General features: G+C 43.4%; 18 protein-coding genes. 13 read left to right on the forward strand and 5 right to left on the reverse strand.

The genetic code is table 11. From position 1 onward, the window contains the following. Positions 1–24: 24 nt before the first annotated feature. Positions 25–1,746, reverse strand: coding sequence for a sensor histidine kinase (locus MKX41_RS26300; RefSeq protein ID WP_340973797.1), 1,722 nt, complete (start codon positions 1,744–1,746; stop codon positions 25–27). After that, positions 1,724–3,292, reverse strand: a complete 1,569-nt coding sequence (locus MKX41_RS26305; RefSeq protein WP_339799849.1) for a response regulator — start codon at positions 3,290–3,292, stop codon at positions 1,724–1,726. Before MKX41_RS26305 ends, MKX41_RS26300 begins: the two co-directional genes overlap by 23 nt. A gap of 252 nt (positions 3,293–3,544) precedes the next feature. On the opposite strand from MKX41_RS26305, the gene MKX41_RS26310 reads away from it, so the two are divergent. The 4 genes from MKX41_RS26310 to MKX41_RS26325 all read left to right on the forward strand — a co-directional run bounded on the left by MKX41_RS26310 (position 3,545) and on the right by MKX41_RS26325 (position 9,360). Then, on the forward strand, positions 3,545–5,257 hold the full coding sequence (locus MKX41_RS26310) for an ABC transporter substrate-binding protein (protein ID WP_339799851.1): 1,713 nt from the start codon (positions 3,545–3,547) through the stop codon (positions 5,255–5,257). Between the two features lie 22 nt (positions 5,258–5,279). Then, on the forward strand, positions 5,280–6,170 hold the full coding sequence (locus MKX41_RS26315; protein ID WP_042184236.1) for an ABC transporter permease: 891 nt from the start codon (positions 5,280–5,282) through the stop codon (positions 6,168–6,170). Between the two features lie 18 nt (positions 6,171–6,188). After that, a complete protein-coding gene (locus tag MKX41_RS26320) occupies positions 6,189–7,067 on the forward strand; it encodes a carbohydrate ABC transporter permease (protein WP_445671349.1) in 879 nt (292 codons plus the stop codon). 64 nt (positions 7,068–7,131) lie between these two features. Continuing rightward, entirely contained in the window at positions 7,132–9,360 is a 2,229-nt protein-coding gene (locus MKX41_RS26325) for an amylo-alpha-1,6-glucosidase (RefSeq protein WP_340973799.1), read from the forward strand. 101 nt (positions 9,361–9,461) lie between these two features. Here MKX41_RS26325 and MKX41_RS26330 read toward each other — a convergent pair whose 3' ends face one another. Next, positions 9,462–10,325 carry a Cof-type HAD-IIB family hydrolase gene (locus MKX41_RS26330; RefSeq protein WP_340973800.1) on the reverse strand — a complete coding sequence of 288 codons (864 nt, stop codon included), beginning with the start codon at positions 10,323–10,325 and terminating at the stop codon, positions 9,462–9,464. Between the two features lie 273 nt (positions 10,326–10,598). On the opposite strand from MKX41_RS26330, the gene MKX41_RS26335 reads away from it, so the two are divergent. Continuing rightward, positions 10,599–11,840, forward strand: a complete 1,242-nt coding sequence (locus MKX41_RS26335; protein ID WP_076285116.1) for a DUF445 domain-containing protein — start codon at positions 10,599–10,601, stop codon at positions 11,838–11,840. A 58-nt stretch (positions 11,841–11,898) separates the two neighbouring features. Here MKX41_RS26335 and MKX41_RS26340 read toward each other — a convergent pair whose 3' ends face one another. Next, on the reverse strand, positions 11,899–13,002 hold the full coding sequence (locus MKX41_RS26340) for a glycosyltransferase family 4 protein (protein ID WP_340973807.1): 1,104 nt from the start codon (positions 13,000–13,002) through the stop codon (positions 11,899–11,901). A 182-nt stretch (positions 13,003–13,184) separates the two neighbouring features. Here MKX41_RS26340 and MKX41_RS26345 point away from each other — a divergent pair, with 182 nt between their 5' ends. Then, a complete protein-coding gene (locus MKX41_RS26345; protein ID WP_231573370.1) occupies positions 13,185–13,961 on the forward strand; it encodes a YheC/YheD family protein in 777 nt (258 codons plus the stop codon). On the opposite strand, the gene MKX41_RS26350 is transcribed toward MKX41_RS26345, so the two are convergent. After that, positions 13,954–14,769 (reverse strand): hypothetical protein, encoded by an 816-nt coding sequence (locus MKX41_RS26350; protein ID WP_339244406.1) that lies wholly within the window; start codon positions 14,767–14,769, stop codon positions 13,954–13,956. The genes MKX41_RS26345 and MKX41_RS26350 overlap by 8 nt on opposite strands. Positions 14,770–15,049: 280 nt before the next feature. On the opposite strand from MKX41_RS26350, the gene MKX41_RS26355 reads away from it, so the two are divergent. From MKX41_RS26355 to aguB, 7 genes are all read left to right on the forward strand, one after another. Further along, the gene (locus MKX41_RS26355) at positions 15,050–17,251 is read left to right on the forward strand and encodes a PAS domain S-box protein (RefSeq protein WP_340973810.1); all 2,202 of its coding nucleotides are present in this window, start codon (positions 15,050–15,052) and stop codon (positions 17,249–17,251) included. Further along, positions 17,251–17,874 (forward strand): C39 family peptidase, encoded by a 624-nt coding sequence (locus MKX41_RS26360; protein WP_339268314.1) that lies wholly within the window; start codon positions 17,251–17,253, stop codon positions 17,872–17,874. Before MKX41_RS26355 ends, MKX41_RS26360 begins: the two co-directional genes overlap by 1 nt. Before the next feature lie 121 nt (positions 17,875–17,995). Beyond that, the gene (gene pulA, locus MKX41_RS26365; RefSeq protein ID WP_340973812.1) at positions 17,996–19,951 is read left to right on the forward strand and encodes a type I pullulanase; all 1,956 of its coding nucleotides are present in this window, start codon (positions 17,996–17,998) and stop codon (positions 19,949–19,951) included. A gap of 295 nt (positions 19,952–20,246) precedes the next feature. Beyond that, a complete protein-coding gene (locus tag MKX41_RS26370) occupies positions 20,247–21,731 on the forward strand; it encodes a glutamate synthase subunit beta (RefSeq protein WP_340973813.1) in 1,485 nt (494 codons plus the stop codon). 126 nt (positions 21,732–21,857) lie between these two features. Beyond that, positions 21,858–22,406: a phosphodiesterase gene (gene yfcE, locus MKX41_RS26375; protein WP_042184252.1), complete on the forward strand. Its 549-nt coding sequence runs from the start codon at positions 21,858–21,860 to the stop codon at positions 22,404–22,406. A gap of 145 nt (positions 22,407–22,551) precedes the next feature. Then, positions 22,552–23,580: an agmatine deiminase family protein gene (locus tag MKX41_RS26380; RefSeq protein ID WP_340973814.1), complete on the forward strand. Its 1,029-nt coding sequence runs from the start codon at positions 22,552–22,554 to the stop codon at positions 23,578–23,580. A 53-nt stretch (positions 23,581–23,633) separates the two neighbouring features. Continuing rightward, positions 23,634–24,509, forward strand: a complete 876-nt coding sequence (gene aguB / locus MKX41_RS26385; protein ID WP_076285125.1) for an N-carbamoylputrescine amidase — start codon at positions 23,634–23,636, stop codon at positions 24,507–24,509. The last annotated feature ends 115 nt before the right edge of the window (positions 24,510–24,624 follow it).

The raw sequence follows: 24,624 nt of genomic DNA on the forward strand, positions 1-24,624 counted from the left end.
TTAACATCACTGCATTTAAAAGAGTTATAGATCTGAGCCACCTTCGTATCTTTTGGATGGAAATCGAAATGTGACCTCCGTTCCCAGTCCTAGAATACTGGTAATGGACAGGCCGTACTCTGGTCCGTACATTAGCATAGCCCGGTCATTTACATTTTTGAGCCCATAGCCTATAGACTGGGATTTAAGCAGAAGATTGAGTCGTTCTTGTGGGATGCCAACGCCATTATCCTTTACTTTGAAGATGATACACTCCTCCACCATTTCTCCGGATAGAATAATTTTGCTTCCTTCTTCTTCTCTATTCTCAATACCATGAATAATAGCATTCTCAATTAGAGGCTGAAGCATCAGGTTAGGCATGTAATAAGAGAGAATAGCCTCGTCGATCTGATATTCTATCTCAAAGCTGTTGCTATGCATGTTAAGCTGAATCTGTATATAAGATTGTACATTCAATAGTTCATCTGAAACCGAAATAATATTATTCCCTTTATTCAGCGTAGTCCGATAGAACGTGGATAGAAGCTGCGCCATTTCACTTATATCTGTTGCATGGATTCGGATGGCTCTCCAATTGATGAGCGAAAGAGCATTATATAGAAAATGAGGATTAATCTGAGCCTGTAGGGCTTTCATTTCATATTCTTTTCGTGAAATTTCCTCAATGTAGACTTTATCGATTAACACTTTTGTTTTGTCAACCATATTGCCAAAGCCTCTAATTAGATCCCCAATTTCATCTTTGGATGTGCTGGTGACGGTGACTTCCAGGGATCCCTCTTCTACGGTGCGCATATTATTGCGCAGACGCTTAATTTGTGAATTGAACTTTCGAGAAAATAGATTGGCGGTTATAGCAACGGCAGCAATACAGGCAACAATAACAAGCCCAACTGTCGAAAGGATTTTCCAAGCAGAATTCGTAATCATCTTCGTAGGTTTGCATAACATCACTGTCCATCCTGATATAGGAACTTCAGATTGCAATACAGTGTACTTTGTATTTTTCCATTGCAGCGTATCTAAGTTGTTTGTGCTATTGGAAGGAATATATCCTTCTATACCAGGCGAGGCATAGATCGACTTTCCATAAGCATCTTTGACGAGAATCTCTGAACCTTGAGAGAGTAGGGAGTCAAAAGGTGTGAATAACGAATCGTAATTCACACGTGCATACAGCACATTTTCTTTTGGATCTTTCTGTTTCGTATTAATAATGCGTCGAACAGCAAAAATCTCCTTATTATCTGTAAACCACAGGACATCGACTGACTTCATCAACGGCGGGTACCAATGTTCCTGTTTAATATCATTTAGGGCTCGGACGGTATTGCCATGTGCCAAAAGATTGGTTCCTGTATACAGAGTGATTTGTTCTACACCTGTATTTAGATACCGTGCCGTATTGAAATTTTGGTCAATCACATGGGTTAACTGATCATACATTTCATACATACTTGTGTAGGTATGATTAGCTGAATTAATAATTTCCTGATTAAAACTCAAGAAATTCATGAGTTTATTGTAGACATCCAGATGACTATTTAAAGCTAAAGCCCCTTGATTTAAGGCTGCTTTCAAATCAGATTTGGATTGCTTAATGAGGGATGATTTGGCTTCTTGATAGCAGAAGCTGCCCAATATAATCACAGGAATCATACTGATTAACATAAATGAAAGCATGATCTTGGTTTGAAACTTCAAGTCGCGAATATTTTGCTTAAGTGTCCGCCAAAGTTGCATGATGCTCCTCCCGATATACAGAGGACTTCTGATTATACTGTCTATATTTTTCTGGTGTGTACCCATAGAAATCCCTGAAATTTTGGCAGAAGTATGAAATATTGCGATAGCCCACTGCGGTGCAAATATTTGATATTTTTTGATGTGTATTTGTTAACAACTCTTTTGCGTTTTGCATGCGGACATTCTTAATATATTTATTAAGCCCACAGCCTGTCTGCTTCTTGAATATGGAGCTAAGATAATGTGGAGACAAATACACTTTAGCAGCAAGCATTTCCAGACTGAGATCATCTGCATAATATTGTTCAATATATTGTTTGACGGCATCGACATCACGGTTCTGAGTAGGCTCATGGTTAGTAGAGTTCTGATCAATCCGAGCGATACCTTCAAATATGATATCTTTGATATCCCGCAAATCTTCAGATCCATATATGGTCTCGACGGCAGTCTGCAGCTCCATTTCTGATATAGGTGCAGCTTGTGTCATGATCTCTTGATAGATTGTGGAAAACATATACTTTACATATAAATGTGAATACTGTACTTGATGTACGTATTTTTGATATAAAATCTCAGTATTTGCTCGTAAGCTAAAAATATCTTGATCCTTCAGATTATTTCGAATCTGATCTAGTAGATGGCTATCTGTAAGGTCTGGATACAAGGCCTCAGAGAAATGTAAGTCATTTTGTGTATTAAACACAAAGGTATCTGGGAGAAAAAAACGATATTCCATCAATTCTTCTAATGAAGTCAAAAGTGAACCTAAATCTAGTATTGAGGTTAGTTCCTCTTTCATAGCGAGATAACAATTTACTTTATATTTATCAAGGATACAATGATGCAGGTGCATCGCTGAATTATTATCAAACTGGGAAGAAGGGGACTCTTGCTCGGGAAACAGTAGTAGACTTTGACATCCGTTTAGATTTAAGTAATCAGCAGATGTGTCTACTAAACCAAGAACAAACTCTTCGAACTCCGAATCCACAGATTCAAAAAATGGCTTATCGAATTCTAACAAAAGCATTTTATTGTAATGGCTGGGTAATTCAATAGACAGCTCTTGAAGAGGAGGCGGGCTTCCGATGCCATTGACTAGAGAGAAGAGTAGATGTTTTCTCACATAGCTTAGCTTTCTTTGTGACGCTTCTTCTTTTTGTTGCTGGCTCTTTAATTCCTGAATAACTTTTTCTAAAGTAGTTTGGAATGCTTCAATGTTAACCGGTTTCAAAAGATACTCGGATACGCCCAGGGAGAGGGCTGTTTTGGCATACTCAAATTCAGCGAATCCACTGAATAAAATCACCTTTAATTTGGGGTGCAACTTTAATGCTTCCTTTGTTAGCTGTAATCCATCCATTATAGGCATCCGCACATCGGTAAATAGAATATCGACAGAGTGTGCGCTTACATATTCAAGTGCTTTACGACCGTTTTCTGCAACATGCAATTGGAGGGGGAAGCCAAGCTCCTTAATGAGGAAAGCAATCCCCTCTCGCTCCTCCTTATGATCATCTACCACCAATATGGATAACATTATTTACCACCTTTCGACATGTAGTGACATTGATATTGTAGTATAACATCTTCGACCGTAGCAATTATTCCTCGATATTATCGTTAATGATGAGTATTTATTTGTGTAAAACATAATTTTTTTGCGTTTACGATGGATAGCAATAATCTATAAACTTAAGGAAGTAACAATATAATTTTTTTTGAAGCTGGCCGGCGCTTTGAAATCGTTTTCTAATACGAGTTTTTTTATAGAAAAAGGGAGGCTCTTATAATGAAACATAAATTGAGAAAATCAAGCTCCATAGTATTAGCATCACTATTAGCTGTTGCTATGGTAGGTTGTTCAAGTTCTAATAATTCTTCAGCATCTACCCCAAAGACAGATGCGAGTGATCCTGCATGGAAAGAAGCACAGACGACTCCATTTGGCGCCTATCCTGAAACAGTTACTTATTCTGTTGGACAAGTGGCAACGAGCTATTCAGCACTTGCAGGAACGCCTTATGAGAAAGATAATGCCACAAACAATGTGTGGACAAGATATTTCAAGGATAAGCTGAACATTCAAAATACGACCTCGTTTGAGTCCAATGATGGTACAGACTATAGTCAGAAAGTTTCGATGGCGATTGTAAGCGGTGAAATCCCTGATCTAATGGTGGTTCCTGACTACGCGACATTGCAACAGCTTTATGAGAACGATCTGATTGCAGATTTGACAGAGGTTTATGAAAATACTGCCAGCGATCGAATTAAGGAAATTTATGATTCCTACGGTGGTCGTGTTCTGGATAGCGCAAAGTTCGATGGCAAGCTGATGGCCATACCAACTACTGAAATCTCACATGGTCCTGGTATCCTCTGGCTTCGCAAAGACTGGATGGACAAATTGGGACTTGCTGAGCCGAAATCAATGGCTGATGTCGAGAACATTATTAAGCAATTTGTAGAAAAAGATCCAGGTGGTAACGGAGCGGGTAAGACGCTAGGTCTTGTTGTCGATAATGAAAACGTTGCCGGTGTCTCTGGTGGACAATTCTCATTTAATAATATTTTTTCACTATATGGTGCGTATCCAAAACAGTGGATTGATGATGGAAGTGGAAAGGCTGTATACGGATCTGTTCAACCAGAAATGAAGCCAGCACTGACCAAGTTGTCTGAAATGTACAAGAATAACTTGATTGATCGCCAGTTTGCAGTACGTACTGGTGATGACCGCAAGGCGCTACTTACAAGCGGAAAAAGTGGGTCGTTCATGGATAACTGGTGGGGAAGCTGGACTGTGGCTGACACGCTTAAGCTGAATCCAGAAGCGGAATGGGTATCTTATGTTGCCCCACAATCAGAAGATGGCTCGCTTACAATGTTCACTGGAAATCCTTCCAGCAGTTATTTGGTTGTTCGCAAAGGCTTTGAACATCCTGAACTTGCAGCCAAGCTTGTGAGTGTTCAATATGACTATCAGCGTTACCAAGAAAAAGATGAAAAAGCTTTGAAAGAATTTGAAGATTATAAGAGCATGAATGTTGGCGGATCTCCGCTCGCCATTAATATCGATTATTATGACGCTTTCTATCGTAACGTTGACATCATGAAAGAAGCATTAGAAACAGGCGATACAAGTAAATTAACTAGCAATGAGGATTTAACGGCTTATAACTCCTATAAGAAATTTCTTGATAGTAAGAAGAATGGAGAAACACCAGACTCCAATGCATGGGCTGGATATACTTCCAGTATTACGACAGCTAGTTTGGTGAAAGCCTCTAATATTAAAGAAGTGAATCCATTATTCTTTGGAAGTACATCATCCATGACGTTGAAATGGCCGACACTTACTAAAATGGAACTTGAAATGTACTTGAAGATCATTACAGGTGAGCAAACACCTGATGCGTTTGATAAGTTTGTAGATAGCTGGAATAAAACTGGCGGCGAAGTAATTACTAAGGAAGTTAACGAAGCGATAGCAACCAAATGATGTTGAAAGAGATGATCCGTAAATGAAAAATAAAAAAGATCAGACAGCATTCCATCTCATGATGGCGCCAGGCATGATTTTCCTAATTATCTTTTCGTTTATTCCAATGTTCGGTATTATAATGGCTTTTCAAAATTATGTTCCGGCTAAGGGAATGAGTGGTTCATCCTGGGTAGGTCTTGATAATTTCAAATTTATGCTCCAAATTCCTGACAGCAAACAGATTTTCAGTAATACGATCGTTATCGCGTTATGGAAAATTATCGTGGGTACTTTTACATCCATCGTGTTTGCCCTGTTATTAAATGAAATTCGGGTAAAGTTTGCTAAGCGATTCATACAGACGGTTGTTTATCTGCCGAACTTCTTGTCATGGGCGATCTTAGCTACTGTAGTCATGAATATCTTCTCTTATGAAGGTCCTGTTAATGCTATGTTAAGTTGGTTTGGGATTGACCCGGTCTTGTTTATGGCCAGCAATACCTGGTTTAGACCGATGCTAGTATTAACAGATGTCTGGAAGGGTTTTGGGTACGGTTCAATCATCTACCTAGCTTCCCTGACATCCATTGATCCCGGACTTTATGAGGCGGGCTCCATTGATGGAGCCAACCGGTTTAAGAAACTGTGGCACATCACGTTGCCAGGCTTAATGCCAACTATTTTGCTGGTTACAACCTTGAACTTGCCGAATGTATTGAATGCTGGTTTTGATCAGATCTTCAATCTGTATAATCCTTTGGTGTATGAATCTTCGGATATTATTGATACCTACGTTTATCGGGTGGGTCTGGTAGAAAGACAATACAGCTTAGGTACAGCAGTTGGCCTATTACGGTCGGTCGTTGGTATCGTACTGATTCTTTCTGCGAATAAATTGGCCCAAAAACTTACGGATTATCGTATTTTCTAAAGAAAGGGGGGTTCTCCCATTTACGTATCTAACATCAAGGGTCGTATTGCAGATGTTATTATCTGGGTATTTGTTCTAGCGTTCGCCTTGTCCTGTCTCATACCGTTAGTCAATTTAGTAGCCATCTCTTTCAGTGATAATGCGGCGGCTTCCGCAAATCTAGTAAGTATATTCCCGGTTAATCCGACGTTTAGCTCCTATGAAAAATTATTGTCTGACAGCCAGTTTTGGCGTTCATTCATGATCTCTGTAGAACGGGTAGTGTTAGGTCTGCTTGTGAATATGGTACTGATGATTCTTACAGCCTATCCATTGTCTAAAAGTTCACGAGTATTCACGGGTCAGAAGGTTTATATGAATCTCGTTATCTTCGCGATGTTATTCTCAGGCGGATTGATTCCAACCTTTATGGTAGTCAAAGAGCTTAATCTTCTAGACTCCATCTGGTCATTGATCTTGCCGGGTGCAGTACCGATAGGGAATGTTATCTTGCTGATGAATGCTTTCCGCGCTGTACCGAAATCTCTAGAGGAAGCAGCGAATATAGATGGAGCTTCACAGTGGAGAATATTAGGGACAATTTATCTCCCAATAGTATTGCCTACGCTTGCCACCGTTACGCTCTTTACTATTGTGGGCCATTGGAATGATTACTTTGGTGCCCTGGTTTATATTAATAAGACGGCGAATTATCCATTGCAAACCTATATCCAACAGCTTAGCGTTGAGGTTCAGAACATTACGGATCCTGAAAAATTATTGGAATTAGCAAAAGTTTCGAATAAGACTTTGAACGCTGCTAAAATCGTAGTTTCTACGCTACCATTGTTGTTGATTTATCCGTTTATGCAAAAGTATTTCGTATCAGGGATTGTCGTTGGTTCGGTTAAAGAATAAATATTAGTAGACAGCCGCTATGAAGCTTCATAGCGGCCTACTATTTTCAAGTAGGAGGCTTACAATGAATAGTAATCAAGTTCATACATCAATTCTGGATGACATGAAGACATTTGTCTCTCAAGAAGCCAATCGGAGTATTTCATTTACAAATAAAGAGGCAGCATTTTATTTTACGCAATCCCATCATACGGATCATGTGGAACATGCATTTTTTGAGGGACTTAATATTGCTAAGAATAGAATTTTCGGTGGATACACCTTATTCGTAGGTGAACAGAAGCTAGACAATCGACAATCTGAAGTTTGGGCCTATCCTTATAAAATGGTGCGTAAGCACGCCGATCTTACAGAAGAGCTGTGGTTGTTGGATTATCATAATCTATTAGAAATTAGTCTCGCTAATGCGAAGGAAGACATAGGCATCGTTTTAAGGGGAGAGAATGTTAGCTATATAAACCAACAGGATCATATCGCGTTCTTTAGCGCTATCGAGGGAGATTGGTTGATTGCAGTTAGTGCTATCAACCTTTCACCTTTGCATATGGATAATGAAGTTCTAATTACCGGTGCAAACGCTGGGGGTTATTATATCGCTGCAGGTAAGACATCCGAAGAAGCAGCAAGCTTAATCCTTAAAGCTAGACAAGATATTAGCACTTTGAAAGATGAACGTGTTAAGCGGATGGAAGATTTCTTACACCATAATGCCCATCTAACCAGCAGTGATGATACATTTACTTTAGCCATGAATTGGTTGAACATCACAATGGATCAGTTGGTTACTAGACAGCAGGGTGATGGTATCTATGCAGGGCTGCCATGGTTTAACGAATATTGGGGACGGGATCAATTCATAGCTCTTCCAGGCGCCGTGCTCGTTACAGGGCAATTCGAAACGGCTAGAAATATCTTGCTATCATTCGCAGAGTTTCAGAATACGGACGAAGATTCTAAATACTTTGGTAGAATTCCAAATATCTTGTCTCCTGGAAAAGTAGATTACCATACAACGGATGGTACGCCGCGATTCATTATCCAGTTGCAGGATTACGTTAAGTATTCAGGAGATACAGCGATCATTAAAGAGCTGTATCACAATGTAGAATATAGTATTGAAGGTTCCATTAAATATTGGGTAGATGATAAAGGGTACTTGAAGCACGCAGATAATGAAACTTGGATGGATGCCCGGGATGGCAATTTGGAGTCATATTCTCCTCGGGATACCCGTGCCAACGATATTCAAGCACTCTGGTATAACCAATTGCTTGCTGGTGTTTACTTTGCTGAATATATGAATGACAAGGTGAATGCTGATAAATGGAAGGGCATTGCTGAAACCTTGAAGCGCCATTTTGAGGTCGATTTCATTGATCAAGCGCATCCTTATTTAGCAGACAGACTGGATGCAGAAGATAAGCCGGAATTCTCCCTGCGCCCAAACCAGTTATTTGCATTTGAAATGTTTGATGATAACGATTTTAAGGCTAGAGCGATTCGTACCGCGTGGGAAGAGTTGGTCTATCCATGGGGTGTTGCTTCGCTAGATAGACATCATCCATTGTTTCGTCCGTTTCATTTAACATCTCATTATCCGAAAGACGAGGCTTACCATAACGGTGCGGTTTGGATTTGGCTTAATGGTATTGCGATGCAGCGTATGATTGAAGCAGGGCAGGAAGAAACGGCCTATCAGCTATTCAAGAATATGAACTGGCAGGCCTTGAATTTAGGTGTTGTTGGTGGACTTTGTGAGAATATGGATGCTTATCCAGAGGAAGGTGAGAGCTGGGCGAAGTTGACGGGTGCATACCTGCAAGCTTGGTCCAATGCTGAGCACCTGCGTGTGTGGTACCAATATTTCTTAGGTATCCGTCCAGACCTGATTAACAATACACTGACAATTGCTCCAAGAATTCCGCAAGAGCTTGAATCCTTGGCTTATAATGTGAACATAGGAAAGGGACAGATCGAAGCCACATATAACCGTGGACTTGAAATCACTTACGCCTATACATTCAAGAATGTGGGACTGAAAGTTATCATCGATATGTCTCCTTTCGAAACGGTATCGCTTGAAGTTAAGCCCAATATGGAGCTGGTTGTAAGACAAGATGATCATACACTGGCAGTTACCTTATATGATGAGAATCGTCAAATGCTCAAGGAGATTCAGTCAGGGCTATCCGAATCACGTGTTATGCACAATAAGCGGAATAACGAGTTATTAAAAGACGTTGAGTTTGCCAAGCCATTGAGCTTGGACGATCATCCTTGTATAAAGCTGTAGCTATAATTAGTTAAGACAATCTTAAAAAAACCTCTAACCCATCCTCAGGATGATGTTAGAGGTTTTTTTTGCAGTTTATGATTTAAGCCAGGCATGTTGGTTCAGAATTTAGCCATAAGATGCTCAAGTCCTGTCGCCACTCCATCTTCGGCATTACTGACTGTAACAAATTCAGCCATTTCCTTTAGAATCGGTGCTGCGTTAGCCATGGCAATCCGGTAGCCTGCCACCTCGAACATCGGTTGATCATTATAGCTGTCACCCATTACGGCTACATCTGTTAGCGGGATGCCATAGTGGGCGGCGAGCATAGCTACACCGGAGCCTTTGTTGGCGTCCTCATGGTTAATTTCGATATTATTGACATGGGAGGCTGTAATAATAAGGCCAGGGATCGCGGCGAAGCGGGTGGAGGCTTCTTTGAGCAGTTCCCGGTCTAGAGAAAAGGCTAATGTTTTATAAATGACGTTTTCTTCTTTACTCCAGATCTCTTCCATACTTTCGACGTAAGTTACAGCCGCTTGTTGAAACTGCTGATCGATCATTGCTTTTAGCAGCCAGCCAACTTCCTCAGGTACTTCTTCTTCACTTAGTGCAGATAGTTTCTCTAATCTTACCCGTTTATTGAGCTCCACATATACGTTGTCCTCTGTGTATACCTCGTAATACAAATCCGGAATTTCGTTCATCCAGCGTAATGCAGGAATGATGTCTTCCTTCTTCAGCGGTTTACTTGCTGCCAGCGTGTGGTCAGACAATGTAACCACTGCGCCATTCAGACTGACTACAGGGCATTCCAGATCTGCCAGCCGCAGTTGTCGTTCCGCATCCATAAAAGAGCGTCCCGTAGCAATAATTACGATATGACCTAAATTTTGAGCCTTTATAATCGCCTCGCGGTTCTTTGGGCTAATTTGTCCTTCTTCGTTCAGCAATGTTCCATCCATATCTAAAGCAATCAGCATATTGTAAGATCTCCTTATCCAGTCATAGTTGTCCCCTTCGCGGGCTAGTGAGAACGTTAATTGTATCTTATCATTAATATTCTGAAAACCAAAAACACCTTTTCATTCCTAGTCTAATCGTATATTTTTAGAATATAGTTCAGTCGTGGTACAATAGTTGTTAAACTAATCGACTAGCCGAGTCTATCGTCAGTTCATGTTCGTGGGACGTGATCCGTCGGTATTTTTCCTGCGTAAGGACATCGGCAGCTGTGTATGTAAGGGGGACTAATCGTGAGATCCAAAAACTTGGCCACCATGTCACTAGCTTTTATGGCATGTGGGTTTCTGATTACACTATTTCTACCTGAAAATCTCGCTGTAATTCTACTAAGAGGTGGCTTTGAGGCTGGGCTGGTTGGGGGGATTGCCGACTGGTTCGCGGTAACCGCGTTATTCCGCCATCCGCTCGGGCTGCGTATTCCACATACCTCACTGCTGCTCAAGAATCGGGATAAGATTATTCAGTCGTTAATTACCGCTATGGAGACTGAGCTGCTGAACAAAGAGAGTATTGAGAACAAGCTGCGCAAGTTTGGCATTATGTCTATGAGTTCCAAGCTGCTGACGAAGTTCTTTAGCAAGAAGAAGGCGAGAGCCCAGATCCTAGAGCAACTTAGCGAATTCGTGTCACGTCTTCCGGTAGAGAAAGCTGTACCTTTTCTTCAAAAGGCAGCCTCTGACTATATTCGTGAAGCGGAGCTTGGAGTTGCGGCTGATAAGATTGTCACTAAATTAATGAACGACGGAAAAGATGTAGCGGCTCTGGATTATGCGCTGGAAGGGGTATCTAACTGGAGCGGTCGTCCTGAAACGAAAGCTATGCTGGGTAAGATCGCCAGCGAGAAACTGGCTGAAGTAAAGCTCGGTGGACTGAAAGGGATGGCTTTTCAGGCTTTCGTTGGATTCATGGATGCGGATATGCTTGGTGAAATGCTGCAAGGCATGCTGCAGTCCGGTATTCGCGATTTTCGTGAAGAGGATAGCCCTTATCGTGAAGAGATCATCCGGGAAATTCGGGTGGCGTTGTTCCAGATTGTTAATGATGAGGCTAGAATGACTTCTGTGAAAGAATGGGCACTACAAGAGCTTGAGGGAGAAGCAGTAACTGCTTTTCTGCATACTCAATTGGAGAACGTACGTAGTAAGGCACTCTCCTTATTAGAAGAGGACCGGGCAGCTGGCGGAAGAAAACTATTTGCACTATACACCCTTCTTATGCGCCGTATTAGTAAGGAACAAGAGTGGATCGGTAGCTGGGAGGAGCGGATTCGCGCTTCATTGATTGCATTTGTAGAGGCTAACCACTTCCGAATCGGTCTTTTGGTGAAGGAGAATCTGGATAGCATGGACGATGCTAGTCTAGTGAATATGCTGGAGGATAAAGTAGGTAAAGATCTTCAGTGGATTCGTGTGAACGGTGCCTTATGCGGTTTTGTTGTAGGGCTTGTACTTACAGTTGTTCAATTTATTTAAATCAAAGTAGTCCGTCTCCAGTGTATGGAGGCGGACTACTTTTTTATGTTTATAGGATCTATTGCTGTACTAAGGCAGCTTGATAAAGCCGTTCCAAATCAGTTGCTGTACGTTGCCAATTGAAGGCTTCAAGCGCATCCGCTCGTCCTTGTTTCCCAATGGTTGCTGCTACCTCCGGATTCCGGCCTAGTCGCAGCAAATCTCTAGCAAAGGGCAAGGCCTCGCGATATCGTTCCACCAGATATCCGTTATGGCCGGAGTCGATAATCTCACGGATACCGCCATTGCTAGAAGCGATGACCGGTAGTCCCGAGGCCATGGCCTCTACATTAACAAGCCCAAAGGATTCATGATTCTGAGAAGGACATACGAAGCAGTCGGCTGCTTGATAAAGGGTATGGATATCCTCATGAGCTACATTTCCAAGGAAGGAAACGGATATGCCTAGTCGCTGTGCAAGCAGCTTCAGCTGTCGCAAATATGACGGTTTCCCTTTGCCTGCAATTACAAGATGAGCAGGAAGGTGCTTATTTAAATGGTACATAGCACGTATCAATACGGGCACCCCTTTGCGGGGAATGACTCGACCGACGAATAAGACGGTAAAGACCCTCGGGAGTCTGTAAAGTTTGCGAAGATGGTATTTTTCCTGTAGCGCTACAGGAGTGAATCGATCAAGATCTGCTCCGAGCAGGACAATACGGATTTCATTGTTTAATTGAGGGAAGCGACGGGTTAGTCTTCGCTGTAGAGAGTGGCTGTTCGCAATAATCAGATCTGCTCTAGCCAAGGCTCTAGCAGTCTTAACTGTGTCCGGTGTGAATGTAAGAGAATGCAGAAATAGAAATACCGGAAGATGAGGGAGCCGTTTCTTTACAGCAGACATAAGATGGGGGCGATTATCGACCTGAACGATATCAAATGACTCATTCTGAATGTAGTCTAATACCGAAGTACGATAATGAACGGGAGTACTTGCGGGCAACCGAATGATTCTGACCCGCTCCAATATGGAAGCATCGGGCAGTCCCAGCACTTTGCGGCTCACAATGGTAACCTTATGTTTCTCAGCCAGCTTTCTGGCAATGGCCCAAATGCAGATTTCTACTGACCCGTCTCCCGGAACCGGGAGACGTTCCGGCGCAATAATACAAATATGCATGGTTCATGCCTCCTCTGATCCGCTAATGGTTATCCTCTTCCCACCATATGCAGCTTGAGTATCTGGAGATACATCTGAGAGCGGAGAGGGCGTTCAACCCATTCCATTCATATTGTCGGAGCATAAAATACTAAGGTTAAGCAAGGCTGTGATCATTATTTGAGTGACAGGGGAGAGGGCAATTGGGAACAAAGTTAAAGTCTGCGTTGACCAGCAAATGGATTAAAACCAAGGTGCTCATGCAAAGTTCCGAGATTTCACCGCTCATTCCAGAAACAGTGAAGTTTAGTAAAGCAAACTTAAGAACGATGCTCTTGAAATATGGGATGATTTACGTTAAGCCGGAACATGGCACCTATGGTAACGGTGTAATGAAGGTTGAACAGAGTAAGGATTCTCATGGAACAGAATACAAATACCAAAGTGGAACAAAGATAAAAACCTTTGGAGCCTATGACACCTTTTATTCATCCCTTAAGAAAGCAACACGCGGACGCAGTTACTTGATTCAGAGAGGGATTGTTTTGCTAAAGCACGGAAAGCATCGTTTTGATATCCGTGTGATGGTCCAGCTCAGTCCGCGTGGCAAATGGGAAACTACCGGATTGATTGGCCGAGTAGCTGAGAAGGGCAAGATTGTTACCAATTATCATAACGGTGGTACGCTAATGTCTATGGAGAAGCTGCTGTCGCCTTATTTGAACGATGCTCAGCAAGCTCAGATGCTTAAGATATTGCGAAAGCTAGGTGAGGATACCGGACGTTTCTACCATAAGAAATATCCTGGCTTTAAACAGATTGGTGTAGATGTAGGATTAGATAAGCACATGACGCCTTGGATTATTGAAGTGAATACGAGTCCAGATCCATATATTTTCAAACATCTTTCTAATAAGAGCATGTACCGCAAAGTGATGGCTTACCGCAGAGCAAATGAGAAGAAGAAGTCCGCTAACTGATTTGCTTCTTCGTATTCGCAATAACAAGGGAAACCTTTTGTTCGAGCTCAATTATTTTTTGCTTATGGGTTGCGATCTGACGGTAACCGGAGACCAGTGCAGCTAAGGACTGGTTGGTTAGGGTAAGGTTTTGTTTGCGAATCGCTGCTTTAAAGTCAGTCCAATCTGCTGAGACACGTTTGTTTAACGAGGTGATCACGCTCTTGTTAGATTTGATCGTGATTTGAGGACTTTCAATGCCAGACAAGGTTTTACGCGCTTCGGCTATCTTTTGGGAACGTTTCTTTTTCGCGGCGTTCAGCTGATTCTGCTTGTCACTGATCTCTTGGCGTGCCAACTGAACCAAGATCTTCATAGCATCACCTTGGGCACGCAGTACGGTATTCAAGGTCTTGTCCTTAAGTGACTTGGCGATACTAATTCGCTTGTTAAGTGCACTATACTGGTCAAATAAGGGCTGATAGCGCTGCTTGCTACTCTTAACGGAGGCTTCCAATCGGGTCACTGTTTCAAGATCAATTCCTTTAATTTGTTGACGAACCACAACTAGCGATTGCTCATTATTGTAGTGAAGGATTCGGATTTGCTCCTCGCGCTGATCATACTGCAGCTTTAAGGTGGATAAATCATTGTAAAGAGAAGTCAGCTTAACCCTGGCAGGACCTTCTGCCGTTGCGGCCGTCAGATCAAAAGCTGCTTTTATAGAAGGGGTTAATTCTGTTGTAGATGCAGCAATAGCTCCTGATGATGTGCTTAGCAGTAGCAGGATCGTAAGCAGTAGTAAGGGCACTGGCTTAAATATTTTCATTTATTCTCCTCCTATTATCGAAACCTAATGGCAACAAAAAAAAGCACCCGTAGCAAAGGCAAAAGCCTTTATTACGGGTGCTTCCAGCGTAATAGGTCACGAACGATATTATTATGTTTAATAATAGTTTGCCTCAGGCCATCCAGTCAATATTTAAAATTAAACTATTCCCTATTCAAAATAATACGCAGGGCATTTCTATACTCACTTCTCTTATCGTATACTGAACTTAGGATGGAATAAAGGATGCAACGTTCGCAACAAAGGAGGTCTGGCGTAGATGGATAACGCGGTAGAATATAGCACAATGTTGGAACATGCATTTATGAGGTCCCCAGAGGGAATAGCCGTACTGTCTTTAAACGATGGTAAGGGCAACTGGCTGAAGGTCAATCCGGCTTTTTGCAATTTACTTGGCTTTACGGAAGCTGAGTTTCTTGCTGGGGCTATTTTTGCAGAAATGGAAAATAGACAGACGTCTTCGAAAGAGCTTTCCTATAGATTGGTGATGGACGAGCTTCAGAATTCTCCAGCAGGGAGCTGGAAGAAGGAAGAATGCTTTTACAAAGGGGATCAACCGGTATGGCTTTCCCTGACATTCTCAGGATTTGTAACAGCAGGACAAGCCCCTTCATGTATTATTGTGTACGCCGAAGATATTACGGACCGAAAGATTGCAGATCAACAAATGGCAGATCAACGAGATCTAGAGGAACAGATTTATCAAAGTGAACGTAATTATAGATTGATGTCCGAGAATTCGCTGGATTTAATCTCGCGTCATGCAGTTGAAGAGCGCAAACAGTTCGAATTCAAGCTTCAGGAGAATGAACAGCGCTATAAATCCTTATTTGAATATAATCCCTCTGCTGTGTACTCAATGAATTTACAAGGGGATTATTTAACAGCCAATGCGAATCTGGAGAAGCTGACCGGGTATTCGCTGGAAGAACTGATCGGAATGTACTTTGGTCCCGTTGTGCATGAGAAGGACATGGAGAAGACGCTGTATCATTTTAACTTAGCTGCTAAGGGCTATCCCCAAAGCTATGATCTGACGCTTATTCATAAAGAAGGCCATCTTGTAGAGATTAATACCACTAATATTCCGATCATTGTAGACGATCAAGTGGTTGGTGTATATGGTATTTCCCGTGACATTACGGAACGTATAAGATATACAGAACAAATTGAGAAGCTAAGCAATGAGTACACCCTTATATTAAATGCAGTATCTGAGGGTATTTTTGGACTGGATATGGAGGAGAAGGTGACCTTCATCAACCCTGCTGGTTTGCATATGCTCGGCTATGAACATGATGAGATCATGGGTCATTCCTATCTAGATCATATTCAGCAGACAGCGCTTGATGGGATACATTACCGGCCAGAGGAGTCGCCACTTATCAAAGCCATTAGGTCAGGGGGATCTTACCAGAGCAAGGATGCAGTCTTATGGCGTAAAGATGGTACAAGCTTTCTTGCGGAGTACCAAGTAACCCCTCTTTTTGATAAAGGTGAACCTAAGGGGGTTGTAGTCGTCTTCAGGGATATTACAGATGAGAAGGAGATCATTCGGGCGAAGGAATCTGCGGAAAAAGCAGACCAGGCTAAATCAGAGTTTCTAGCCATTATGAGCCATGAAATACGCACGCCTATGAACGGCATTGTGGGGATGACTGATCTGCTTGCAGAGACGGAACTAGATGAAGAACAACGTGAGTACACAAATATTATTAAGGAGAGCAGTAGCTCTCTTCTATATATTCTTAATGAAATTCTCGATTACAGTAAAATTGAGGCCGGAAAAATGATGATCGTACATGAGCCCGTGCATCTTCGAGAGGTACTGGACAGTGTAACGGATCTATTTATGGCTAAGGCTTTGGAAAAAAATCTTGAGCTGTCTTACAGCATGGCACCAGGAGTTCCTACGTTCATTATGGGAGATGCAGGACGATTACGTCAGGTATTGGTTAATCTGGTCAGCAATGCGATTAAATTTACTGACCAAGGTAATGTCTGTATTTATGTGGAGCAGAAATTGTCCGTGGTTTCAAAGAAATCGACTTTGAAGTTTAATGTCAGAGACACGGGGATAGGTATTCCTTTAGAAAAGCAGCATCAGTTGTTTCAATCATTCTACCAGCTGCACTCCTCGTTTAATCGTAAGTATGCCGGGACGGGTTTAGGACTAGCCATTTGCAAGAAGCTTGTCGAGTTGATGGGCGGAGCCATTGCGGTGGAGAGTAGCGAAGGAAACGGCTCTAATTTCTATTTCACGCTACAGATTAATCCTGAAAGCAAATATGAGGGCGATGAGGAAGATATTGCTCAGGCAGAGCAGAAGCCCGCACAGGAAATGGAATCACGATCTAATTCAGAGGGATCTATGGATGTTGGTGAAAATGTGATTTTACTTCCGGAAGGCCCTGCCCTTTCAGCTTCTAAGCCGAACTCTTCAAAGGGAGAAACATCCTGATGAGGCATAGAAACTCCAGTCTCAGTTACAAACTATCGGTAGATCCATACACACAGTGGGAGGCTGGGGTTTCATCCCCGTCTTCTGCATGTGGACCAGCGACGCTGGCAGCTTTAACCGAGTATTGGAATACCCAGCTAGGAATGGACTTTATTCGTGGCAAAGGTCATTTTCACTCTAAAGCAGCTCATATTAATTACATATACAGTCATCACGGAGGGACCCCTTTGGGGATGAGTACACGTAGTTTTGTAAAGGGGATCACAGCTTATATCCACTCTTCAATATCGCCAAAAGGGGGACATAAGCTTTCTGTCTCTACTTTTAACGATTTCGATGTGTATAAAGTGGAGATTGATGCAGGTCGGCCAGTAGCTGTTAAATTTGATAAATGGTTTAATTTTCGGTGGAGAGGGAATTTTGCTTACGATTACCATTGGGTATTAGGAATAGGATATGAAGTACCTGATAACGGGGATCGTCCAATCCTCATCGTTCAGGATAATGGTGTGAGGTATAAGGATGGAAGGATTGCTCTTTGTAAAGAACGCCGCATCCCATATTATGCAAATAAAGACATCATTACGATGGTGGGAATGAATATCTTAGAAACGCCTAGTTAATCGTGATTTAGCTATGCAATTACCCTGGAAAAATGATCTGGTTATTTTGAGTCCAAACGTTTGCACAAATTCGAGGATCATACTATAATCCAGTTAATAACTGGAAAAGGGGATAGGTGCTTTGTCCGTACAAAAGGAAATGAAGGAACCGATTTATTATGGTGATCCTGCGACTACTAGAGGGATTTCCGTATTCGCTCAGGAGTTTGATCAGTTGTTTAGTTATGACGGGGATGATCTCGGACTTACATATTCATCGGCCTGTTCATCATTTTGCTTGTGGGCCCCTACGGCTCAGGAGGCAGAGCTAGTAATTTATGATTCATGGCAGGGAGCTGCGGGGTCCAAATATGCTATGATTCGCGATATTCGGGGAACGTGGAGAGCTACGGTTGACGGTGATTTAGATGGCAAGTTCTATACCTACCGAGTGCGTCTAGGTGAACAGTGGAATGAAGCAGCTGATCCTTACGCGCGTGCTGTCGGCGTGAATGGGGACAGAGGTGCTATTCTAGATTTGCGCAAGACGGACCCTGAGCGGTGGACGGAAGATAAGCCGTCGTTTGAGGATCCTGTAGACGCTATTATTTATGAGCTTCATTTGCGTGACTTATCCATTCATCCAGCAAGCGGTATGGCTCATAAGGGTCAATATCTCGCTTTGGCGGAAGAAGGAACCCGCGGACCAGAGGGCATTCTCACCGGACTCGATCATATCGCAGATCTCGGTGTAACCCACGTGCAGCTATTGCCTATTTATGATTATTCTACAGAGAGTGTAGATGAGACGAAGCTGGATGAGCCTCATTTTAACTGGGGTTATGATCCGAAGAACTACAATGCTCCTGAAGGCTCCTATGCTACGGATCCTTATGTGCCCGGACTACGTATTCAAGAACTAAAAACAATGATTCAAGCGCTTCATGATCGTGGACTCCGCGTCATTATGGATGTTGTTTACAACCATGTGTACGACGGATATCGCGTGAATTTCACTAAACTGGTTCCTGGCTATTATTTGCGTTATAAACAAGACGGAAGCCTGTCGAATGGGTCGGGTTGTGGGAATGACGTGGCTACAGAACGCTTGATGATGTCCCGCTTCATTGTGGAGTCCGTGGTCTATTGGGCTAAAGAATACCATATCGACGGCTTCCGCTTTGATTTGATGGGCTTGATGGATGTCGATACGATGCGGGAAACCCGGCGGCGTCTGGATGGAATAGATCCGTCTATCATGACGATCGGTGAAGGCTGGATGATGGGGACTGAGCTACCGATGGAACGGCTCGCTCATCAGAAGAATGCCTCCCTTATGCCGGGAATCGGACATTTTAATGATGATTTCAGGGATGCTATTAAAGGAAATATCTTTTTGTACGATCAGCCGGGCTTCATCAGTGGAATGATGGGTCTGGAGCCTGCGATCAAGGCGGGGATTGCGGGAGGAATTGACTTCAGCCCAGGAATTAAGCAATTTGCCGAGGAGCCTCAGCAAAACGTTAATTATGTGGAGTGTCATGATAATCATACCTTATGGGATAAAATCGTATTGTCCACCGAGGGTGAGACGGTTACTCAGCGCCGTTCCATGCACAGACTAGCTTCTGCGATAGTGTTCATGAGTCAGGGGATTCCTTTTATCCATGCAGGGCAGGAGTTTATGCGTACGAAGGACGGGGTGGAGAACAGCTATAAATCTTCGGTCGAGATCAATCGTATGGACTGGGAATTGTGCGCCGCGCATCAGGAAGATGTGGCGTATATGAAACAGTTAATCGAACTGCGTAAAGCTCACCCGGCCTTCCGTATGCGAACAGCAGCTGACATTCGGAACCATTTGGTTTTTGAAAAAGCACCGGCAAGTGCAGTAGCTTACACGCTTCGTGGCCATGCTGGAGGAGGTGCAGCGAAGCATATTTATGTTCTTTTTAATGCGAATGCTGAACAGACCTCTGTGGTTCTGCCGCAGCTTGGAGCATGGAAGACCATCTTCGGGGCTGATCTTACGCAGGAGCTGACTGGAAATAAGCTAACTGTAAATGGAATTGGGACAGTAGTCCTGACGGCGAAATAAATAGTCTTTTACAAGATCATTATTAAAAAGCATGCGGAATAACGTACCCTAATTAAGGTACAGTACTCTGTGTGCTTTTTTTGTTTTTCCATTTTCTTAATTTGATTGTTTCATTTTACATAAAAAGGTGACATTACTCATTTTCGATGATGATATTGGATGTTAATATGAAGGCATTTACTTTGGCGCTTTAGAGTGGCATAGGCTTGGCAGCAGACAAACATAGCGCGTACTTTTCTTTTTTAACGGTTTAGGAAGTATATATCTGTGGGGATATTTAGAGAGGATGAGAGAGATGGGGAAAGCAACCGGATTTTTGGAATTTGAACGGCAGACGCCTTCGGAGTGTGAGGCGCTTGAGCGGATTAAGAATTGGGATGAATTCTCGATTCCTATGGATGAAGAGAATCTGCGCGAGCAAGGCGCGCGTTGTATGGACTGTGGTACGCCATTTTGTCATGTAGGACGTCTGTTGTCTGGTATGGCTTCCGGCTGCCCTCTACACAACTTGATTCCTGAATGGAATGATATGGTTTATCGTGGGAACTGGGAGGTTGCACTGAAACGTCTGCATAAGACCAATAACTTCCCTGAATTTACTGGACGTGTGTGTCCGGCACCTTGTGAAGGTTCTTGTACAGTAGGGATGAACGGCAAGCCCGTAACGATAAAGTCGATTGAAAAGTCGATTGTAGATAGAGGTTTTGAAGAAGGTTGGATTGTTCCTGAGCCCCCGCTTACTCGCACAGGTAAAAAGGTAGCTGTAGTGGGCTCGGGTCCAGCAGGTCTTGCCTGTGCAGCTCAGCTTAACAAGGCAGGGCATACGGTGACCGTGTATGAACGGGCAGATCGGATTGGTGGTTTGTTGATGTATGGTATTCCGAACATGAAGCTGGATAAGAAGACGGTTCAGCGCCGAGTAGACCTGCTAGCGGCTGAAGGCATTACATTCGTAACTCGTACAGAGATTGGGAGAGATATCTCGGCGTCACAACTCAAGGTGGAGCACGATGCTGTTATCTTGTGTGGCGGGTCTACGCAGGCACGAGAGCTTCCTATAGAGGGTCGTGAGCTGCGGGGCATTCATCAGGCGATGGAGTTTCTGACATTGAATACTAAGAGCTTACTGGATTCAGAGCTCGCTGATGGTGAATACTTGTCTGCGGCAGATAAAGATGTAGTTGTAATCGGTGGCGGAGATACTGGCACAGACTGTGTAGCTACGTCGATCCGCCACGGCTGTCGTAGTGTGATCCAGCTTGAGATTATGCCACAAGCTCCACTGACCCGTCAGCCTAGCAATCCGTGGCCAGAATGGCCAAAGGTTCTTAAGGTGGACTATGGCCAAAAAGAAGCGGCTTCACTCTATAAGGAAGATCCACGTCGTTATCTCGTTTCGACGAAACGTTTTGTTGGTGACGATGGTGGACATGTGCAGGAGCTGCATACTGTGCGCATTGAGTGGACTCGCAATGAACAGGGACGGATAGTTCCGGTTGAAGTACCAGGCAGTGAAGAAGTTCTACATGCACAGCTGGTACTACTCGCATTAGGATTCACAGGGCCCGAAGAGATTGTGCTAGGTGAGCTTGGGGTGGCACGTGATGAGCGCGGAAATGCCAAGGCGGAGTTCGGAGCACAAGCGACCAATGTAGAGGCGGTATTCACAGCAGGTGATATGCGCCGCGGACAAAGCCTTGTAGTTTGGGCTATTGATGAGGGGCGTCAGACCGCCCGCGAAGTGGACCGATTCTTGATGGGATCATCGAATTTGCCGTAAGAATAGAGGCATATAGGGCAGGACGTTCCTTTTGGAGGAACGTCCGCTTTTGCGTTGTCTGCCTATTCAAGGTTAAAATTGAAACCTAAGCACAAGATCTATTTAAGTCGAAAAGGAGAATACATGATGAAGCTAATGTTTATTTCCGATATTCACGGTTCTTTATTCTGGTTAGAACGGGCTTTGGAAAAGGTAGAGGAAGAACAGCCAGACAGTCTTGTAATCGTAGGAGACTTTTTATATCACGGTCCCAGAAATCCACTGCCGAAGGGTTATGACCCGCAGGGAGTTGCTAATAAACTGAATGAATATAACAAAAAGAAGCCTATAACGGCAGTACGTGGTAACTGCGATGCTGAGGTAGACCAGATGCTGCTGCAGTTCCCGATGATGGGCGATTATGTGATGCTCTTGCATGAAGGCAGACGAATCTATGTTACACACGGTCATGGCTTTAGTATTGAGAATTTACCGGCACTATCTGAGAAGGATATCTTTATTCAAGGGCATACCCATCTTCCGGTTGCGGATGTAAAAGAGGGCGTATACGTGCTGAATCCCGGTTCGATATCGCTGCCTAAAGAGAATAACCCGAATTCCTATGGTATCCTTGAGGGTGGAGAATTCATCGTTAAGGATTTTGAGGGCGATGTGGTAAAAAGGATTACACTATAAGCTCAGTCAGATCACATGTGACCCGAATTCCTTCCAACATTATTAGTGTTCTAGGGAATTGAGCACTAGAACATATTATTGTATGATGAGGTAGGAGTTTTAGGGCAGGGCTGGCTCCAAATATAATAGTAAAGGTAGTTAACACATGAATCCTAAAGATTTGAACTATACAATGCCACCGGAATGGGGCAAGCATGAACGTACTTTTATCTCCTGGCCGGTGCAGGAATCTATGTGTTTCCCGGACAACCACGAGTCGGTATGCCAAGGTTATGCTGACATTATTACAGCTATTGCCGAGTTTGAACCGATTACGGTCATCGTTAACCCGGAGGACGTGGAAAAGGTAGAACGTCTGGTCAGCGGATCGAATGTAACGCTGCTGCCTATAAAGCATAGCGATGCTTGGTTGCGTGATAACGGGCCTACCTTTGTTGTTAATAAAGACGGCGTTCTAGCAGGCGTGAACTGGAAGTTTAATGCCTGGGGCGGTAAATATTCACCTTGGGATCTGGATGATGAGGTAGCTCCACAGATTCTCGAACACACACAAGTAACACGCTTTGATGCGCCGCTTGTGATGGAAGGCGGCTCGATCCATACGGATGGAGAAGGCACCTTGATTACTACAGAAGAATGTCTGCTCAATACGAACCGCAACCCGGATTTGAAGCGCGAGAATATTGAAGAGAACGTGCGCAATTATACAGGTACAGAAACTATTATCTGGCTTAAGCGTGGTCTAAGTGGTGATGAAACCGATGGTCATGTGGATAATATCGCTTGCTTCGCTGCTCCAGGTAAAGTCATTATTCAGGTCTGTGAGGATCCGCAGGACGAGAATTTTGAGATTACACAGGAGAATCTTCGTATTTTGGAGAATGCCAAAGATGCCAAAGGGCGTAAGCTGGAGATCATCAAGATTCAGCAACCACCACGGGTGGATCATGACGGCAGCCGTCTGACGCTCAGTTATTTGAACTTCTATTTCGTAAATGGTGGAATTATTTTACCTGTGTTTGGCGGTACAGCGGTGGAAACAGATAAACTTGCCGAGGAAGTACTGGCTGGTATGTTCCCGGAACGTAAGATTCGTACAGTTAACGGTATGGCGGTCATCACCGAGGGCGGGAACGTTCACTGCACTACGCAACAAATGCCTGCTCAGCAATAATTGAAGGAAACTAAACGTCCAAAGGGACATTTATATATAAGGAGGACAGATTCTTGAGAAATGTAAAAGTAGCTGCGACGCAAATGAGCTGTTCCAGCAATATTGATGAGAATATCAGCAAAGCTGAAACATTGGTCAGAGAAGCGGCGGCACAGGGAGCACAAATTATTTTGCTGCAGGAGCTGTTCGAGACTCCGTATTTCTGTCAGAAAGAGAAGGCTGATTATTACGCATATGCAACAGAGCTTGAGCATAACAAAGCGATTAATCATTTCACAGCAATAGCCAAGGAACTGCAAGTGGTGCTGCCAATCAGTTTTTATGAGAAAAAGAACTACGCACGTTACAATTCACTAGCTGTAATCGATGCCGATGGAACGATACTGGGCAAATACCGCAAGAGCCATATTCCAGATGGCCCAGGGTATGAAGAGAAATTCTACTTCAATCCGGGAGATACTGGCTTTAAAGTATGGAACACTCGCTATGCCAAGATTGGTGTAGGGATTTGCTGGGATCAGTGGTACCCGGAAGCGGCTAGAGTGATGAGCCTGATGGGAGCAGAAATTCTGTTCTATCCAACCGCTATCGGATCAGAACCGCAGGATGGATCGATCGACTCTAAAGATCATTGGCAGACTTGTATGCTTGGGCATGCAGCGGCTAACCTTATTCCAGTCGTTGCCTCCAACCGTATCGGTGAAGAAATTGATGAAGATTCTAGCATTAATTTCTACGGCTCTTCGTTCATTGCGGGACCGCAAGGCAATAAAATTGTTGAAGCAGGCCGGGACGAGCAAGCTGTAATAGTGAGCGAATTTGATCTGGATGCTTTGGAAGTCGGACGGATCGAGTGGGGCGTCTTCCGTGATCGCCGGCCGGATCTGTACAAAATGATTGGTTCTTATGATGGGGACATCATTCTTTAAAAGAATTCACAGTTAAATGTGCTAAAGGCATTGCTAGAGAGGATAGAATCTCTGGCAGTGCCTTTTTTGGTGTTTCAACGAGAAATACGGGGGTTCTTTGAACAGAGGAGCAATT

Source organism: Paenibacillus sp. FSL R5-0475, assembly GCF_038004585.1.
Lineage (GTDB): Bacteria > Bacillota > Bacilli > Paenibacillales > Paenibacillaceae > Paenibacillus_AQ.